The 17,550-nt window shown below is 53.6% G+C and carries 15 protein-coding genes; 7 read left to right on the top strand and 8 right to left on the bottom strand.

Translation table 11 applies throughout. The features are described from left to right. Nucleotides 1-17: 17 nt before the first annotated feature. The 8 genes from BLO43_RS09955 to BLO43_RS09920 all read right to left on the bottom strand — a co-directional run bounded on the left by BLO43_RS09955 (nt 18) and on the right by BLO43_RS09920 (nt 7,877). Complete coding sequence (locus tag BLO43_RS09955; RefSeq protein ID WP_090906939.1) at nt 18-1,493, bottom strand: RNA polymerase factor sigma-54; 1,476 nt, start codon at nt 1,491-1,493, stop codon at nt 18-20. 171 nt (nt 1,494-1,664) lie between these two features. Beyond that, nucleotides 1,665-2,387: an LPS export ABC transporter ATP-binding protein gene (gene lptB, locus BLO43_RS09950; RefSeq protein WP_090906938.1), complete on the bottom strand. Its 723-nt coding sequence runs from the start codon at nt 2,385-2,387 to the stop codon at nt 1,665-1,667. Between the two features lie 21 nt (nt 2,388-2,408). Next, nucleotides 2,409-2,960, bottom strand: a complete 552-nt coding sequence (gene lptA / locus BLO43_RS09945) for a lipopolysaccharide transport periplasmic protein LptA (RefSeq protein ID WP_090906937.1) — start codon at nt 2,958-2,960, stop codon at nt 2,409-2,411. Between the two features lie 63 nt (nt 2,961-3,023). After that, the gene (gene lptC, locus BLO43_RS09940) at nt 3,024-3,599 is read right to left on the bottom strand and encodes an LPS export ABC transporter periplasmic protein LptC (protein WP_090906936.1); all 576 of its coding nucleotides are present in this window, start codon (nt 3,597-3,599) and stop codon (nt 3,024-3,026) included. Beyond that, nucleotides 3,596-4,120 carry a 3-deoxy-manno-octulosonate-8-phosphatase KdsC gene (gene kdsC, locus BLO43_RS09935; protein WP_090906935.1) on the bottom strand — a complete coding sequence of 175 codons (525 nt, stop codon included), beginning with the start codon at nt 4,118-4,120 and terminating at the stop codon, nt 3,596-3,598. Before kdsC ends, lptC begins: the two co-directional genes overlap by 4 nt. Before the next feature lie 241 nt (nt 4,121-4,361). Beyond that, a complete protein-coding gene (gene ispH / locus BLO43_RS09930; RefSeq protein ID WP_074630620.1) occupies nt 4,362-5,306 on the bottom strand; it encodes a 4-hydroxy-3-methylbut-2-enyl diphosphate reductase in 945 nt (314 codons plus the stop codon). Between the two features lie 345 nt (nt 5,307-5,651). Beyond that, nucleotides 5,652-6,569 (bottom strand): cobalamin-binding protein, encoded by a 918-nt coding sequence (locus tag BLO43_RS09925; protein ID WP_090906934.1) that lies wholly within the window; start codon nt 6,567-6,569, stop codon nt 5,652-5,654. 183 nt (nt 6,570-6,752) lie between these two features. Beyond that, on the bottom strand, nt 6,753-7,877 hold the full coding sequence (locus BLO43_RS09920; RefSeq protein ID WP_090906933.1) for a hypothetical protein: 1,125 nt from the start codon (nt 7,875-7,877) through the stop codon (nt 6,753-6,755). Nucleotides 7,878-8,102: 225 nt separating this feature from the next. Between BLO43_RS09920 and BLO43_RS09915 the strand changes: the two genes are divergently transcribed. The 7 genes from BLO43_RS09915 to BLO43_RS09885 all read left to right on the top strand — a co-directional run bounded on the left by BLO43_RS09915 (nt 8,103) and on the right by BLO43_RS09885 (nt 17,448). Beyond that, nucleotides 8,103-8,483, top strand: a complete 381-nt coding sequence (locus BLO43_RS09915) for a YajD family HNH nuclease (RefSeq protein WP_090906932.1) — start codon at nt 8,103-8,105, stop codon at nt 8,481-8,483. Nucleotides 8,484-8,531: 48 nt separating this feature from the next. Then, nucleotides 8,532-9,521, top strand: coding sequence for a tRNA (adenosine(37)-N6)-dimethylallyltransferase MiaA (miaA, locus tag BLO43_RS09910; RefSeq protein WP_090906931.1), 990 nt, complete (start codon nt 8,532-8,534; stop codon nt 9,519-9,521). Nucleotides 9,522-9,591: 70 nt separating this feature from the next. Then, the gene (locus BLO43_RS09905; protein ID WP_254773421.1) at nt 9,592-9,951 is read left to right on the top strand and encodes a BON domain-containing protein; all 360 of its coding nucleotides are present in this window, start codon (nt 9,592-9,594) and stop codon (nt 9,949-9,951) included. Between the two features lie 64 nt (nt 9,952-10,015). Then, nucleotides 10,016-12,415 carry an acyl-CoA dehydrogenase gene (locus BLO43_RS09900; protein ID WP_090906930.1) on the top strand — a complete coding sequence of 800 codons (2,400 nt, stop codon included), beginning with the start codon at nt 10,016-10,018 and terminating at the stop codon, nt 12,413-12,415. Nucleotides 12,416-12,445: 30 nt separating this feature from the next. Next, nucleotides 12,446-14,260: an AMP-dependent synthetase/ligase gene (locus BLO43_RS09895; RefSeq protein ID WP_090906929.1), complete on the top strand. Its 1,815-nt coding sequence runs from the start codon at nt 12,446-12,448 to the stop codon at nt 14,258-14,260. Between the two features lie 29 nt (nt 14,261-14,289). Beyond that, on the top strand, nt 14,290-14,706 hold the full coding sequence (locus tag BLO43_RS09890) for an acyl-CoA thioesterase (protein ID WP_090906928.1): 417 nt from the start codon (nt 14,290-14,292) through the stop codon (nt 14,704-14,706). A 201-nt stretch (nt 14,707-14,907) separates the two neighbouring features. After that, nucleotides 14,908-17,448: a 3-hydroxyacyl-CoA dehydrogenase/enoyl-CoA hydratase family protein gene (locus BLO43_RS09885; RefSeq protein WP_090906927.1), complete on the top strand. Its 2,541-nt coding sequence runs from the start codon at nt 14,908-14,910 to the stop codon at nt 17,446-17,448. Nucleotides 17,449-17,550: the final 102 nt, after the last annotated feature.

The following is a 17,550-nucleotide window of genomic DNA, read 5'->3' as shown; positions in this document are numbered from 1 at the left end:
GCCTCCTGAGCTTGGGGTTAAAATGATTTACGAAGATTAACGGGAGGAATCTGAATGGACTCCCGGTATTTTGCGACAGTACGACGAGCAACCACAATGCCTTGCTGTCCCAGAATTTCTGAAATCTGACTATCACTCAGTGGTTTCTTTGCATTTTCAGCATTTACCATTTGCTTGATCAGCGCACGAATGGCGGTGGCGGAACAGGCGCCACCGGTATCGGTTGCCACGTGACTGCCAAAAAAATACTTTAACTCGAATATACCACGCGGCGTGCGCATAAATTTTTGAGTGGTCACACGCGAAATTGTGGACTCATGCAACTCAAGCGCTTCCGCAATTTCCCGCAACACCAGCGGGCGCATGGCGACTGCACCGTGCTCAAAAAACTGCCGTTGGCGATCGACGACAGCAGAGGAAACCCTCAATATAGTGCCGAAACGCTGCTGCACATTCTTGATGAGCCATTTGGCTTCATGTAACTGGCTCACGAGTCGACGCGCGGAATCATCATGGCTCCGTTTAAGGATGTCCGCATAGAGACGATTGATCTTGAGGCGCGGCATTGCCTCCGGATTGAGACTGGCTACCCAGGAACCATTGATTTTTGTTACGATCACGTCAGGGATAATGTAACGCGCTACCGCCGAACTGAATGCCGTACCCGGTCTCGGATTCAAGTGGGTGATAAGATGCTGAACTGAACGCAGGCATTCGTCATCACAATGCAACAACTTTTTGATTGTGCAAAAATCCCGTGACGCCAGACTGTCGAGATGGCTATCAACCAGAAGTAGCGCGCGATCCCGGAAGGGAGTATCTTCCGGCAGAGCGTGCAATTGCATGCTCAGGCATTCCCTCAAATTACGCGCGCCCACACCAGGCGGATCAAGATGCTGCAGATATTCAAGGGCAATGTGCAGAGCATCGATATCTATTTCAAGCTCCGGCGGCAAGAAGCTAACGAGTTCTTCCAGATCCTGAGCAAGATAGCCATCGTCATTCAAGCTGTCGATCAGTAAGCCGACAATTCGCCGGTCGCGCTCGCCGATCTGGCTCAGGCTGAGTTGCATGTTAAGATGCTCACGTAAACTGGGGGGCTCTGCCGCCTGTTGCGGAAAATCTCGCTCCTCGTCCTCATCACGCGTGCTGCGAAAAGCGCCATCGTCGCCGGACCAGTCCGATTCATCGGCCATGCCATTTTTTGTACCAGAATCGCTCTCGGTCGCAGGCATCTCTGCCATGGTGTCACCGGAGGCTTCCAGCAAATCCGGGGCGAGCGGTTCCACCGAGCTATCGAGGAGGTTAGGCCGATATTCAGTGACATCGCTACCGATGCTGTCATCCAGCTCCAGCAGGGGATTTTCCTGCACGATGCGCTCAATCTCCTGATTCAGTTCAACCGTGGAAAGCTGTAGCAACCGGATGGCTTGCTGCAATTGAGGAGTAAGCGCCAGGTGCTGCGACAGTTTAAACTGGAGGGTAGGCTTCATAATCCTAAATCCGCTGGTTGATCGCTCATTTATCAGTCTAGAATTATGATTCGTAAAGAATTTCTTTGCTATTTGATTCTCACCTTTTGGGTGAGCCTGCTACGGGGCGGATTTAGGATAGTATGGAAAAACAACGGTAAAACCGAATTCGTGCAGATCAAATCCTTATTTTCACAGCCGGAAGTGTTCCCCCAGATACACTTTTCTTACATCTTCATTATAGATGATTTCATCAGGCTTACCGCTCGCCAGCACCATACCGTCACTGATGATGTAGGCGCGGTCACAAATCCCTAGTGTTTCCCTGACGTTATGGTCGGTAATGAGAACACCGATGTCGCGTTCTTTGAGGAACTGGATAATTTTCTGGATATCCAGCACGGCAATGGGATCCACCCCGGCAAATGGCTCATCCAGCAGAATGAACCGTGGCTGCGTCGCGAGCGCCCGGGCAATTTCCACACGGCGGCGCTCACCGCCGGACAAACTGATACCCTGGCTGGTACGGATATGGCTGATATGCAGATCATGCAACAGATTATCCAGACGCTGCTGCATTTCATCGGCTGTGTAACTCTTCAATTCCAGCACCGCGCGAATATTGTCAGCCACGGAAAGCCGCCTGAAGATTGAGGCCTCCTGCGGCAGATAGCTCAAGCCCAGGCGTGCCCGCTGATGAATCGGCAGCTGAGTCAAATCGCGCTCGTCCAAGTATATGCCACCGCCGTCCAGAGGCACCAATCCAACCATCATGTAAAAACAAGTGGTTTTTCCGGCACCATTAGGCCCCAGCAGACCGACTACTTCGCCGCTGTTGACGGAAAGCGACACATCCTGCACAACCGTGCGAGATTTGTAACGCTTTCTTAGATTACCCGCTCTTAACTCACTCATCTCGGGGACGGCATTGCGACGCTACGGACTCTCATCCTTCGGTTTTTGCTCCTTTTTCTTCGGCTGAATTACTGCCCGCACTCGTCCGTCAGTATTTGTTTGAGTGCTGCTCGCCCCATCGGTGTTGCTCGTAACCTGAAAAAATTCATTGATAGCATCGTAGGCAATATAATCTCCATGAACTTCATCGTGCCCTCTTTTCAATCTTGCTTTCTTGAAGAGCTGGACCTTGTCGGCCTTGCCGTCGTATTCCATACGTTCGCTCCAACCTTCGATATAATCATCCGCGCCATCGCGCTTCTGCCGAAAGCTGGCGAGATTACCGAAAGCGGTAGCATATTGAAAACCGTTGGCATCTTCTTTCACGGTCATCTTGTCAGCACGGATGACCAGCGTACCCTGTGTGAACACCACGTTGCCAGTAAATGTGGCAAGTTTGTTGGCATCCTGCACGGTGGCCTTATCGGCTTCCAGATGGATGGGTTTATCGCGATCCGCGCGCTCGGCCAGTACCGGTCGCGTGAATAGCAGGGCTGCCATGGCCCAAAAAAACATGACGAAGAATGATTTCATGCCCGTCTCACGAATATGCTCATGGATAACGGGAAATACGTGTAATGCGCCTGACGCACCGCACTAACGCGCTTTGGCATGAACAACTCTGACCTGCGATAATAACTGGGTAACCTGGGTACGGTTACTGACTTCCATACCGACCGCTTTGATGACCGCATTCGCTTCGGTGATAACCACAGGCCTGTCAGTTTTGGCAATGCCGTCATCAGGAAGGAGATGCAAAAAGCTGGTAGTCATGACCGTCTCCTTCCGGCCTTTACCCCCGCCCCGCAGTACCTTGACGTTACCCGTTAAATAGATATCTTCGCCGTTGGCGGTCATTTTCGCCTGGTCCGCATCCACCCGCATCACCGGTTTACCGGGCTCGGTATTGATGAAGCGGGGTTGTTCCAGATCAGTGGTATCGTCGTCCGGATAATGCAGCATTCTTTTTGCGGAAAGCAAGTGACGCGTAACGCCATCACGGTCCATGCGCACTGCGGAGAAATTTTCTATCATGTAGTCAGGTGCGGCGCCACGCGACCCATCGGCCTGGACCGGAGAGGGCGCTTGTGCCGACTGGTTCAACCAGAACAACAGCGCCGCCAGCAAGGTAGCCAGAAGGAGCAGAAATCCGGAAAGCATCCAGCTGGTCATTTAAGGTACGTTACCAATTGAGCATCCAGCGTATCCTGCGCCTGCATTATCATTTCGCAGATCTCCCGCACCGCGCCGCGCCCGCCTTCGAGACAAGTCACATAATGCGCGTGCCTTTTCACCAGCGCGGGTGCGGCCGGCACACAAATAGCCAGACCGCAGCGCAGCATTACCGGTAAATCTATCAGGTCATCACCCACATAGGCACAGGCGGAAGCATCCAGTTCCAGTTTCTGCAAAAGCGCTTCGAATGCGGGCAGCTTGACTTTCGCGCCCTGATAAACGAGCGTAATGCCCCAGTCTTTCGCTTTCAAAGCGACGCAGCGGGATTCCCTACCCGTGATGAGAGCAATATTGATTCCACTTGCCTTGAGCATTTTTATGCCGTGACCGTCGTGACTATTAAACGCCTTCATTTCCTCACCGCTATCCGTAAGATAGAGACTTCCATCGGTAAGTACTCCGTCCACGTCGAAGACAACTGCGCGGATTTTTTTCGCTCTTTCCAGTATATGTTGCATCGATATTCCAACGGCAAGTTGCCAGAGGGGGTTTGAAGGCTAGCCAGGCAACTCTGAATAAGTCCCGTGGAGCGCATTGTCGGCACAGGCAAACCAGCATGCGCCTGGGAGCATTCTGACGATCGTGATACCACTGCCCCCATGAGACCCGATGCGGGCCCCGCCAGGACAGCCATTTAAATACTCCATTAATTACGGAAATAGGCCACGGACTTATTCAAAGTTCCTGACCTCCGCCCCATCAATTTTTAGGCAATGGAAATACCACCGACTCAACCACGCCGCTGAGTTCCTCTACCACCACTTCCCTGCCAGCCTGTCCGGCTCCAATCTGTCTGAGGCGCGATATGACTTCCTGCACGAGCACTTCCGGTGCGGAAGCGCCAGCGGTAATACCGATCCGGTCCTTCTCCTCCAGCCAGCTTTCCTGCAATTGCTCGGCACGATCTATCATAAATGCATCCACACCGGCGTTTCGTGCGACCTCACACAGCCGATTGGAGTTGGAACTGTTGGGAGAACCCACGACAATCACCAGATCGCACTGCTTTACCATCATTTTGACCGCATCCTGGCGATTTTGCGTGGCATAGCAAATATCGTCCTTTTTCGGTCCGGTGATTTTTGGAAAGCGCTTCTTCAAGGCCTTGATCACCCGCGTTGCATCATCCACCGACAGCGTGGTCTGGGTGACATAGGCCAGGTGAGTCGGGTCTTTAACCTGCAAATTGTCGACGTCCTCTTCTGTTTCCACCAGATACATGCAAGGACCGTCCCCTTCGGCCTGGCCCATGGTGCCCTCCACCTCCGGATGACCCTGGTGGCCGATCATGATGATTTCCCTGCCCTGCTCGCGCATCTTTGCCACTTCAATATGAACTTTGGTCACGAGCGGACAGGTGGCATCGAATACCTTGAACTGTTGCGCCTGGGCTTCTCGCCGCACTTCATGGGAAACGCCATGCGCACTAAAAATCAGGATACTGCCAACAGGCACTTCATCAAGATTCTCAACAAATACCGCTCCTTTTTTTTCCAGATTTTCCACCACGAAACGGTTATGCACCACCTCGTGACGCACGTAAATCGGTGCACCATGCATGGCCAGCGCCCGCTCGACAATCTCAATAGCGCGATCCACACCAGCGCAAAAACCTCTGGGATTTGCAAGCAATACTTTAATCATTGGTCGTTCTCCATAAAAACTATTCTCATTGAGCGCCGATAATGTGTGTTCCAACGCGCACTCCTTCGCACATGTGCAATAGTGTACCTTTAATCCATAACAAAGCCGATGAATCATTATACTAGCTGCCTGCCGGACTTGAAAAAAATCGGCTGCAAAAGTGCCGCTTTTTTCGCTTCAATGTCGAGTTGGACAGTCTGCCTGCTGCTGATTAATACTGAATCCGGTAGCTGGATAGGGAGAAGAGTGTGGTTTTTGGGGCCAAAACTGTGCAATTCGCCCTTATAGTGAGCTCATCCGACAGATGAAACCAGATGGCAAAAACTCCGGGTTACTCGGAGTTTCTTAGCCTGAGCGGACTGCCTCCAACTGCGCGCATACTTTTTGCGCCGCTTGCAAAATGCGTGGCGTCTGGCGATGCAGGAAATCAGGGTGCACAAAAAATAAATGATTGTTTCTGACCGCGCTGATGGTTGACAAGCGCTCTCTGATCCCGGTTTCGGCGAATTCGAGCGATAGGCTGCTGATAACGGCCTGAGGATCGGCTTCCAGCAAGTTTTCCGCAGATATCACCGGCGTTAGGGAAGCTGCGGAAGCGAACACATTGATGCCGCCGCAAATATCGATGATATCGCTGATAATATGATGACCATTTACCGTCATGAATGGCTGATGCCAGATCAACTGAAATACCCTGACCGGCTGACGGCCGCTATAAGTGCGTTTGATTTGCCGCAACTCCGCTTCGTAAACCCTCGCCGCTGATTCCGACTGTATTGAGGTTTCTGCCAGCGCGCCGATTATTCGCAATAAACGGGGCACATCTTCCAGTCTGGTGGCTTCCGTGGCGAAAACAGTCAGCCCCAGTTTCTCAAGTTTCTCAATATCGGAAATGGAGTTGCCGCTACGCCATGCAACCACCAGATCAGGCTTGAGTGCAATAATTCTTTCCAGATCAAGACTGGATGAATCCCCAACGTCCGGAATGGATTTAGCCGCCTCCGGATAATCGCTGTAACGGCTGACGCCCACAAGCTTGCCGCCAGCACCTGCTGCGAATACCAGTTCGGTGATATGGGGAGAGAGCGAGATAATACGTGTAGCAAAATGATTCAGGCGGATATCGCGTCCACGATCGTCGGTCAGCTTAATCGGCAAAATAAGCGGCCCATTTGCCGGCGAAGTCTTGTGCGTCACATCCACAGCAGCACCGATGGAAATCCACGGCAATATAAGCAGCAGCGCTAAAACACCATATCTCATATTGTTGAGGGCATATTTAACGCGGATATCCAGCAATATTCACGGGGAATTTAAAATTGGTACCTCGCATGTAGCATGTAGCGAACCCAGGAATTCGAAATTCCATGCGGGGCGAGCGTGCAACCGGCGAATCGTTGCGATAAAGTGGATTGCGGAGATGTCTTACGGACGCGACGATACTGATTACGATTCCGCTTCCTGATAATGTCTGGCCAGGGCCACGCGTTGTTCGTAAGCGGCGCGTGCGATGCGGACATCCTCCAGAAAAAGCGGCAATTCTTTGATCAGTAGCGCCTGCGGCCCATCCACGAGCGCCTTATTCGGTACCGGGTGAAAATCCACCAGTACCATGTTGGCACCCGCTATCACACCTTGGGCGGTAACATGCATGATATCCAGGATGCCTTCTGGCGAAGATGCACGCAGACCAACCGAATGCGAAGGATCAATGCAAACGGGCATGCGCGTCAGGCGTTTGACCACCGGCACATGAGCGAAATCCACAAAATTGCGGTGGGGATCCGCCATGTTGGTTTTCATGCCGCGCAATCCAAACACGACTTTACGATTACCCTCGGAAGCCAGATATTCCGCGGCATTGAGCGATTCATCCAGGGTAATGCCGAAGCCACGCTTGATCAATACAGGAAAGTCCTGCTGACGTCCGACAATCTTCAGCAGTTCGAAATTTTGTGTATTGCGTGTACCGATCTGGAGCATGACGCCGGTCGCATTGCCGGTCCGGAAGAGTGCGTCACGAATTTCTTCCACATGGGACTCATGGGTGATTTCCATGGCGATCACCTTGATGCCATATTTCCCGGCGAGCTCGAATACGTAAGGGAGACATGCCTTGCCGTGCCCCTGAAACGAATACGGGCTGGTGCGCGGCTTATAGGCGCCCATACGAGTGCACACCTGCCCATTGTCGCGTAGCGCCAACATCATTAATTCGACATGCTCCAGGGTATCCACCGCACACAACCCGGCGAATACATTCAGCGTATCCTGGCCAAAGCGCACGCCGTTATAGTCGAAGTAGGTAGGTCTGTGATCGTCCTTGTGCCGGCCGAGAACACGATACTCCTCCGAAATCCGGACAACCTGCTCGACACATGGCAGGCTTCGCATATCCTCAACGGGCAACGCCTTGGTATTGCCAATCAAATATACTTCGGTCAGCGTCTGCTCGATGCCAACTTCGCTATGCACGCGCGTGGAGATACCCGGCAAATTAGCCAGGTGCACCATTAACTGCCTGTACTCGGAACTGTCAGCCCGGGTATCCGGGCTCAGGACAAGAATCATGAGATAGTATCGGGAGTTGACAAGCCAGCGCGGGAAGCGCAGCGGCAAAAATGGAATTCTAACCGAAAAAACCGGCGCTTGCCATGCAATCGAATATGGCGTTTAATCCCAGATGTGTCAGTTGAACGGGGTGGAGTGTGCGGTCAACTACCGGATTCTGGTTAGTGCTTTCCCATGCGGGATTTACATGGATTTTGAAATTTGTTCCGGCTTCCCTGCGAACCCATGACATCTAAATCAACCCCACCGGACAACGCCAGGCTGGATCGTGTTGTCGCCGAAGCCCGGCACAACCGGGATCAACGCAACACAACCTATCGCGAACAGGCACTCAGGATTTATCCCTGGATCTGCGGGCGATGCGCACGTGAGTTTACTCACGTGAACCTCCAGTTGTTGACGGTACATCACCGGGATCACAATCACGACAACAATCCGGCTGATGGCAGCAATTGGGAATTACTGTGCGTGTACTGTCATGAAAACGAGCATTCCCGATACCTGGATAGCACCGGCGGTGGTGGTTTATCGAGTAGTAAAGAGGAAACCCACGCCACGCATAATCCCTTTGCAAATCTCAAAACTTTGCTCAAAAATAAAGAGTAAGCAAGCGATCAAAATAAATCCCGGTCAAATCTGGCGCTTCATCGATCCATGACAGAGCAAAGTTCAGAATTTCAAAACCAGGATTTCGCATCCTTTCCGCCTGCCATTGTTCTAATGGGGCCCACCGCAAGCGGCAAAAGTGGCATCGCGCTGGAAATCGCCAGAAATCTGCCGGTGGAAATCGTTAGCGTGGATTCGGCCCAAGTCTATCGTCATATGGATATTGGTACCGCCAAACCCGATACACAATCCATGGCGGCAGTGCCACACCATCTCATCAATCTGATCGAACCGCACGAGCGATATTCCGCCGCGCAATTTGTGAGTGATGCGCTTGTCGCAATGCGCGAAATCACGGAGCGAGGGAATATTCCGCTGTTGGCGGGCGGTACGATGCTTTATTTCCGGGCACTGCTGGAAGGTCTTTCCGAACTTCCTTCCGCGGACGCCAGCATACGCATGCTGATTGAAACCAGGGCTCAAGAGTGTGGCTGGCCGGCGCTGCATAATGAACTACTGCAGCTTGACCCGGTCAGCGCGGCACGCATTCAACCCACCGATAGCCAGCGCATCCAGCGCGCCCTGGAGGTGTGTTATCTCGCTGGCAAACCCATGTCGGAAATTCTGAAAAAACCCAGACATTCTAATCTTCCTTACCGTGTGATTCGCGTCACCCTGGCTCCCGGTGATCGTGAGGTATTGCATCAGCGCATCGCGCAGCGCTTCGAAAAAATGCTTGAGCTGGGATTGATCGATGAGGTTCGTGCAATCCGTGATAAATTCTGTCTGAACGACAAAAGCCCTTCGATGCGCTGCGTCGGCTACCGGCAGGTGTGGATGTATCTGGACAATGAAATCAGTTTGGGCAAAATGCGTGATATGGCGGTTGCCGCCACGCGCCAGCTCGCAAAACGGCAACTCACCTGGCTGCGCCCCATGGAAGGGGTAAAGAAATTCGATTGCCTGATGGAAAATTTGCCGGAGCATGTATGGAAATATCTGCGTAGCACTGGTTTGAAAGCGGCGTTGGTTTCATAATCGTGGCTTATCAGTAAAGGGTCGATTTGATCGTCGATTTTTTGATCAACTCCAGTTGGGAGAAAAAAATATGAATGATAAATGTAAATGGATGGTTTTTACCGGAACGCTTATCGGTGCCCTCTTCATCACCGGCTGCACGAAGCATGAAGACAAGGTGCACGACTCCTGGGTAACCCCCCCGACAGGGCCTGTCATCGACGATACCGCCCTTACCGCCAACATACGATCAGCATTGCGCGCCGATCCGAATGTCAAAAACCTGGATGTAAAAATCGAGGCGCGCAATGGCGAAGTCATGCTGGGTGGTTTGGTGGATAATCAAACTCAGATGGATCGCGTTATCATGCTCGCATGGATGGCGGAGGGCATTAAAAAAGTGGACAATAAAATGAGCTTAAAGAGTGCCGGCGCGGCTGCAAAAGATTGATCGCGTCCGGATTTCCCTACAATAATATGATGTGGCTGTCTCAAATCCAAGCGGAAAAATTACCTTGATCTCCTCTGTGCTGCTGGCGCTGCTTGTCGTTCTCGGCGTTATTCTATTTGTCCCGCCGCTGAGGCGTGCGCTCATTTCGAATCGAATGCTGAAATTTTTCCGCAGAATCCTGCCGCAGATTTCGCAGACAGAACAGGAGGCACTGGATGCGGGAACCGTATGGTGGGACGGGGATCTGTTCAGCGGCAAGCCGGACTGGAACAAGCTGCTGGCCTACCCCAAGCCGAAACTGAGCGCGGAAGAAAAGAGCTTTCTCGCCGGCCCGGTTGAACAATTGTGCGCGATGCTGGATGAATGGCACATTACGCGCGAGCTGCACGATCTGCCTCCCCATGTTTGGCAATTCATCAAGGACAATGGTTTTTTCGGCATGATTATCCCCAGGCAATATGGGGGCCATGGCTTTTCTGCGCTGGCACATTCCGAAGTGGTGATGAAGATCAGCTCGCGCAGTGGCACCGCGGCGGTATCGGTAATGGTGCCAAATTCGCTGGGGCCGGCGGAACTGCTGTTGCATTACGGCACGGAGGAACAAAAAGATTACTATCTCCCGCGTCTGGCGAAAGGGCAGGAAGTCCCCTGTTTCGCTCTGACCGGACCGGATGCGGGGTCGGATGCGGGTTCTATTCCTGATTTTGGAATCGTCTGCCATGGCGAATTCAACGGCGATCAGAATGTGCTGGGCATGCGGGTCACCTGGGAAAAACGCTACATTACCCTGGGCCCGGTGGCGACTCTCCTCGGACTTGCATTCAAGCTGCATGACCCGGATGGGCTGCTGGGTGATGAAAAAGATCTGGGTATCACGCTCGCGCTGATCCCCACCCGTACACCGGGTGTCAATATCGGACGCCGCCACTTCCCGCTCGATGCCGCTTTTCAAAATGGCCCCAATTCCGGCAAGGATGTGTTCATCCCGATGGATTGGGTAATTGGCGGGCGCGACGGAATAGGGTGCGGCTGGCGCATGCTGATGAACTGCCTTGCGGCCGGACGATCGATTTCCCTGCCGGCCACCAGCACCGGCGCAGCCAAACTGGCGGCGCGCACCAGCGGCGCGTATAGCAGAGTGCGCGTGCAATTCAAAATGCCAATCGGGCGCTTTGAAGGCGTGGAGGAGGCGCTGGCGCGTATCGGCGGCAATACTTACATGATGGACGCGGCGCGTGTGATGACGGCGGGCGCGGTGGATCTTGGCGAGAAACCCTCGGTCATCTCGGCCATTGTCAAATATCATCTCACCGAACGCGGACGCCAGGTCATCAACGATGCGATGGATATTCATGGTGGCAAGGGTATCTGCATGGGGCCCAGCAACTACTTGGGACGCAATTATCAGCATATTCCCGTCAGCATCACGGTGGAAGGCGCCAACATCCTGACTCGCAGCATGATTATCTTCGGTCAGGGTGCGATACGCTGCCACCCTTATGTATTAAGGGAAATTCGCGCGGCGAATGACAGCAATGCGGCGCGTGCCTCGGTGGAATTCGATCGCGCATTGATGGGGCACATTGTTTTCAGTATCGGCAATGGTATGCGTTCCCTGCTGCATGGACTAACCGGCGGCTATCTTGCGAGCGCTCCCGGCAGCGTGGGTCCCGAGGTACAAGGTTACTATAGCCAACTAACACGTTTCTCTGCTGCTTTCGCGCTGCTCGCCGACATATCCCTGCTTGTTTTGGGAGGATCACTGAAACGCAGGGAAAGATTATCCGCTCGCCTGGGCGATATTCTCAGTATGCTTTATTTATGCTCGGCGACGCTCAAGCGCTTTAAGGACGATGATCGCCCTGCGGCTGATTTACCGTTGTTGCATTGGTCGATGCGGGATGCACTTTATCGCATGCAGGAAGCTTTCGATGGCTTGATGGGAAATTTTCCTGGGGGCGCTGTAGGAATGCGGCTGCTTCGGTTTCTTGTATTTCCTTTGGGCAAATCATTCTCGCCACCATCCGATGAATTGAGTCATAAGGTAGCCAAACTGATGCTCACGCCGGGGGAAACGCGTGACCGTCTGACCACGGGCATTTACGTGCCGGAATCCGCTGAGGAGTCGCTGGGCATTCTGGAACACGCACTGCGATGCGCAGTCGTAAGCGAGGCAGTGGAATCCAAGTTGCGCGCAGCCGTCAAAGCGGGCCGGATCCCCGCACAGCGGGAGGAAAAAATCACCGCTGCCCTTAAGCAAAGGGTTATCACCACCAACGAGTTGGAATTGATGGGAAAAATGGAGACCCTGCGCCGGCGTGTCATCATGGTGGACGATTTTCCCGCGGATTTTGGCAGCGAGCCGCATGCTGGCCCTGAACCAGCGGAAACGATCCCGGAAATGGCCGCGGAAGTGACCCATGACACGACAGCTGGCAGCCTGCCAGGACCCTCGATTAGTTAACAATAAAACCGTGGCCGGGGGAAACGACTCATGCAAAACAGTCAGCACGACCTGAACATTATTCCGGTGGAAGTAGCCGGGACACTGAACGGTCTGTTCAGTGAGCGAGTCCGCCGATCACCCGAAGGGGTGGCTTACCGGGATTACGACCGGTCAAGCGGCAAATGGCGCGATCTCACCTGGGAACAGATGGATCAGGGTATCCTGCGCTGGCAGGCCGCGCTCTCTCAGGAGAATCTGGTGACCGGCGACCGGGTGGCGGTGATGTTACGAAACTGCCCGGAATGGGTGATGTTCGAACATGCCGCGCTGAGAATGGGGTTGGTGGTCGTGCCTCTTTACACGGCTGATCGCGTGGAAAATGCCGCCTATATTCTGTCCGACGCTGGCGTCAAAGTTTTATTGCTGGAAGAGCTTGCGCAGTGGCGGGCATTTTCCGGCTTGGTCCATCAGGTTGGCGATCTGACGCGCGTTGTGACAATTCAGAGCAGTCCCGAAAAAGTTGACGACCGTCGCGTGCTTGCGCTGCATGACTGGCTGCCGGAGCAGGCCGGAGAGATACAGTCCATCAAAGCCGATCCGCATCAACTGGCCACTATCATATACACCTCCGGCACTTCAGGGCGCCCCAAGGGGGTGATGCTGAGCCATCATAATATACTTACAAATGCCTATGGCTGCTCGCAGATTGTGCCGCTATCACGGGATGATCTGATGCTCTCATTTCTTCCCCTGTCGCATGCCTATGAACGCACGGGTGGTTATTACGTCCCCATGATGTGTGGGGCCACGGTGGCTTATGCCCGCTCGATTCAGCAGTTGCCGGAGGATCTGCTGATCATTCGTCCCACTATTCTGGTTTCGGTACCCCGAATCTACGAGCGGGTGTACGGCGGAATTCGCGCCAAACTCGCGGAAGGGTCTGCCGTCAGCCGTAAGCTGTTTAACTTGACGGTTGACGTCGGTTTCAGCCGCTTTGAATATCAGCAGCAGCGGGATTCGTGGCGTCTTTCTCACTTGTTATGGCCGTTGCTGGACAGCCTGGTGGCAAAGAAAGTGATGGCCAAACTAGGCGGGCGGCTTCGCGGGGCAATGACTGGCGGGGCGGCGTTATCGGCTGACGTTTCGCGGATATTTATCGGTTTGGGACTGCCGCTGCTGCAAGGCTACGGCATGACCGAAAGCAGCCCCGTGGTATGCAGCAACACCTTTGACAACAACGTCCCGGGAACCGTGGGGCGGCCCATTCCGGGTGTGGAAGTGAAGCTTGGTGAGAATAATGCGCTGCTGATTCACGGACCCAATGTAATGCTCGGTTACTGGAATGATCCGGAAGCCACCAAGGCGGTGCTGACACCTGATGGCTGGCTGAACTCCGGTGACATCGCACGCATTGATGAAAATGGCGGGATAACGATCACCGGACGCCTGAAGGAAATCATCGTCATGTCTACCGGTGAGAAAATCCCGCCAGCGGATATGGAAGCCGCGATTCTGCGCGATCCATTATTCGAGCAGGTGATGCTGATCGGTGAAGGGCGCTCATACTTAAGCGCACTAGTGGTTCTGAATTCCGGCCACTGGGAAAGTCTGTCAGGACAATATCACCTTGATCGTGACTGGCGTAACCTGGCGCAAGACCAGAAACTTGAGGAAATCCTGCTGGAAAAAATTACCCGTCAGATAAGCGAGTTTCCAGGCTATGCCAAGGTATACCGCGTGGCGCTGGCGCAAGAGCCATGGACCATCGAGAACGGCATGCTCACGCCAACCTTGAAACTGCGGCGGGGACGGGTCCTTGATCGCTATAAGGCCGAAGTGGGCAGACTTTATGAAGGGCATTAAGGCCACTAAGGAACGATGACAGGACAAAGATGAGTCATAGCCCGGAAATCCACACCCCGCTGCCGGAAGGCTGCGACCCTATTCTGCGTCTGGTGCCAATGCCCACCGACACCAACTATGCGGGCGACGTATTCGGCGGCTGGATCATGGCACAGGTGGACATTGCGGGCAGTCTACCGGCAATCCGTCGCGCCCGCGGACGCGTAGCCACGGTGGCGGTAAATTCATTTGTTTTCAAGCAGCCGGTATTCGTCGGCGATGTGGTGAGCTTTTATGCCAGCATCGTCAAGATCGGGCGCACTTCCATCACGGTGGATGTTGCAGTCTATGCCCAGCGCGGGCTGCGTCAAGGTAGCGACGAAATATGCATCAAGGTCACGGAGGCGGTTTTGACTTATGTAGCGGTGGATGAGAATCGAAGACCACGAGTTGTTCCACAGGAATGATAGGTCCCTCAAAAAATTCAAAGTTATATACAAGCTCATTAGCCAACTCATTAACCAACTGCGAGCGCTTACAAAAAATATCGACACAGCATATGTCCTATGCAGGAAGCATTCGAGTTTGGCAATCGGGGAGCAACAAGGTATTGTGACGAAATCTGGATTTTTGCCTGATGTAAAAAATGAATCAAACTGGAGGCGAAATTGACTAACGGTAAATTCGTCGTACGCAAGGCCGCTGTTCTGGGAGCCGGGGTGATGGGCGCACAGATCGCGGCGCATCTGATTAATGCCAATGTGGAAACGCTGTTGTTTGAGCTTCCTGCTGAGCAGGGAGACCCCAACGCCAATGTGACCAAAGCGGTGGGGAATCTGCAGAAACAAGAACCCGCACCGCTATCCGTCTCCGCCAGGGCAGCCTTTATCCAGCCCGCCAACTACGGCCAGCATCTTGAATGGCTTCGGGATTGCGATATTGTGATCGAAGCCATCGCCGAGCGCATGGACTGGAAAACCGAGCTGTACAAGAAAATCGCGCCACACCTCGGCGAACACACCATTTTTGCCAGCAACACGTCCGGGCTTTCCATCAACCGGTTGGCACAGGCATTCCCCGAGAACCTGCGTCACCGTTTTTGCGGTATCCATTTTTTTAATCCGCCGCGCTACATGCACCTGGTGGAGTTGATCGCCTGCGAAGAAAGCAACACCGCGATGCTTGATGATCTGGAAAAATTTCTGGTCACTTATCTGGGCAAGGGGGTGATTCGCGCAAAGGACACCCCTAATTTCATTGCCAATCGCATAGGGGTATTTTCCACGCTCGCCACCATGCATCATGCCAGCGAATTCGGCCTTGGATTTGACCTGGTGGATGCTTTGACCGGTCCGCTGATCGGACGTCCCAAAAGCGCGACCTTCCGCACCGGCGATGTGGTGGGACTGGATATCCTCGCCCACGTGATCGAAACCATGCGCGACACGCTGCCGGACGATCCGTGGCACTCCTACTATGCCGTGCCCGGCTGGCTGCAAGCCTTGATAAACAGCGGCGCGCTCGGACAGAAAACCAAACGCGGGATATATCAGAAAGTGGGCAAGGAAATCCAAGTGCTCGATCTCGCCACACAGAAATACCGTATTTCCGCAGCAACGGCCGACGACAGCGTAAAGGAATTGCTCAAACGTAAAAATTCCGCGGATAAGTTTGCCGCGCTGCGAACAAACCCTGATCCTCAGGCACAATTCCTGTGGGCCCTGTTTCGTGACCTGTTTCACTATTGCGCTGTCCATCTCGCCGAAATCGCCGACAATGCGCGTGATCTTGATTTCGCCATGCGCTGGGGATTCGGCTGGAATCAGGGACCGTTTGAAATCTGGCAGGCAGCAGGATGGAACGAGATTACAGGGTGGATCAATGAGGATATCGCCGCGGGCAAGAGCATGAGCGCAGCGCCGCTGCCTGACTGGGTCCAGGAAATGGGCCAAGGTGTGAATCAGACCATCAATTCGAGTATACAGGGTGTACACAGGACGCATGGTTCCTATGCGCCGGCCACGAATATCTTCCGCCCGCGTTCAGAATTAGCGGTGTATCGGCGGCAATTGTTTCCGGACCGGCTCCTGAGCGAGGACGTGCAATACGGCAAAACCATATTCGAGACGGATTCAGTACGAATGTGGCATACCGTTGACAGTGCTGGCGGCGCTGGCAATGACGGAATCGCCATTCTCAGCTTCAAGAGCAAGATGCACACCATCGGCAGCGATGTGCTGGATGGGGTGCAAGAGAGCATCGATGAAGCGGAGCGCAACTGGCGCGCACTGGTAATCTGGCAAACGGAGCCACCATTTTCGGCGGGCGCCAATTTGCAAAAGGCCACCGAGCGCCTGAAAAGTGGCGAACCACCCTCCACCTTGAGCGTGCTGGCAAAAAAGCTGAGGAAAACTGCGCAGTCCGCAGTGCTCAAAGCGGCGCGCAGTCTCAATCTTGCCGATGCCTTGATGGCCGGAAAACTGGCGGAAGTCGAGGCAATGGTGGCGCAGTTCCAGCAGACTTCGCAAGATCTCAGATACTCGACGATTCCCACAGTAGCCGCGGTGGATGGGCTCGCCTTGGGAGGCGGCTGCGAATTTGTGATGCACTGCGACCGTGCGGTAGCCACAATGGAAAGCTATATTGGCCTGGTGGAGGCCGGTGTGGGATTATTGCCGGCCGGGGGTGGCTGCAAAGAGCTCGCCCTGCGGGCATCACAGAATGCAAAAGATGGTGATCCTTTTCCGCTGCTGAAAAATTATTTCCAAAGCGTCGCAACCGCGCAACTGGGAAAAAGTGCTGAGAATGCGAAGGAATTGGGATATCTGCGCCATGCCGACCAGGTGGTGATGAACCGGTTCGAATTGCTTTACGTCGCCAAGGCGCAGGCGCTCGCGTTGGCTGAAGCAGGTTATCGTCCTCCGCTGAGAACCCGCAATATTTCCGTGGCAGGTTCAACCGGCATCGCCACCATCAAAGGCATGCTTGTTAACATGCTGGAAGGCAATTTCATTTCCGAACACGATTACCTGATCGGCTGCAAAATCGCTCATGTCATGTGCGGGGGTGAGCTGACACCCGGCAGCCTGGTCGATGAAAACTGGTTTCTGGAACTGGAACGGGCTGCGTTTATAGAGCTGCTGGCCACTGAGAAGACGCAAGCACGCGTGGAGCATACGCTGAAGACGGGAAAACCGCTGAGGAATTAGCGGCTATTGAAAAATACTTCCTGAACACAAATATATCCACTAATCAGATGATCCTAAATCCGGTAGTTGATCGCTCATTTATGAGTTTAGTTCTATGATTCA

Source organism: Nitrosospira sp. Nsp13, from assembly GCF_900101945.1.
In the GTDB taxonomy this organism is placed as follows: Bacteria; Pseudomonadota; Gammaproteobacteria; order Burkholderiales; family Nitrosomonadaceae; genus Nitrosospira; species Nitrosospira multiformis_D.
Note: the sequence above shows the minus strand (reverse complement) of the source record. Positions and strands in the feature narration are given on the sequence as shown.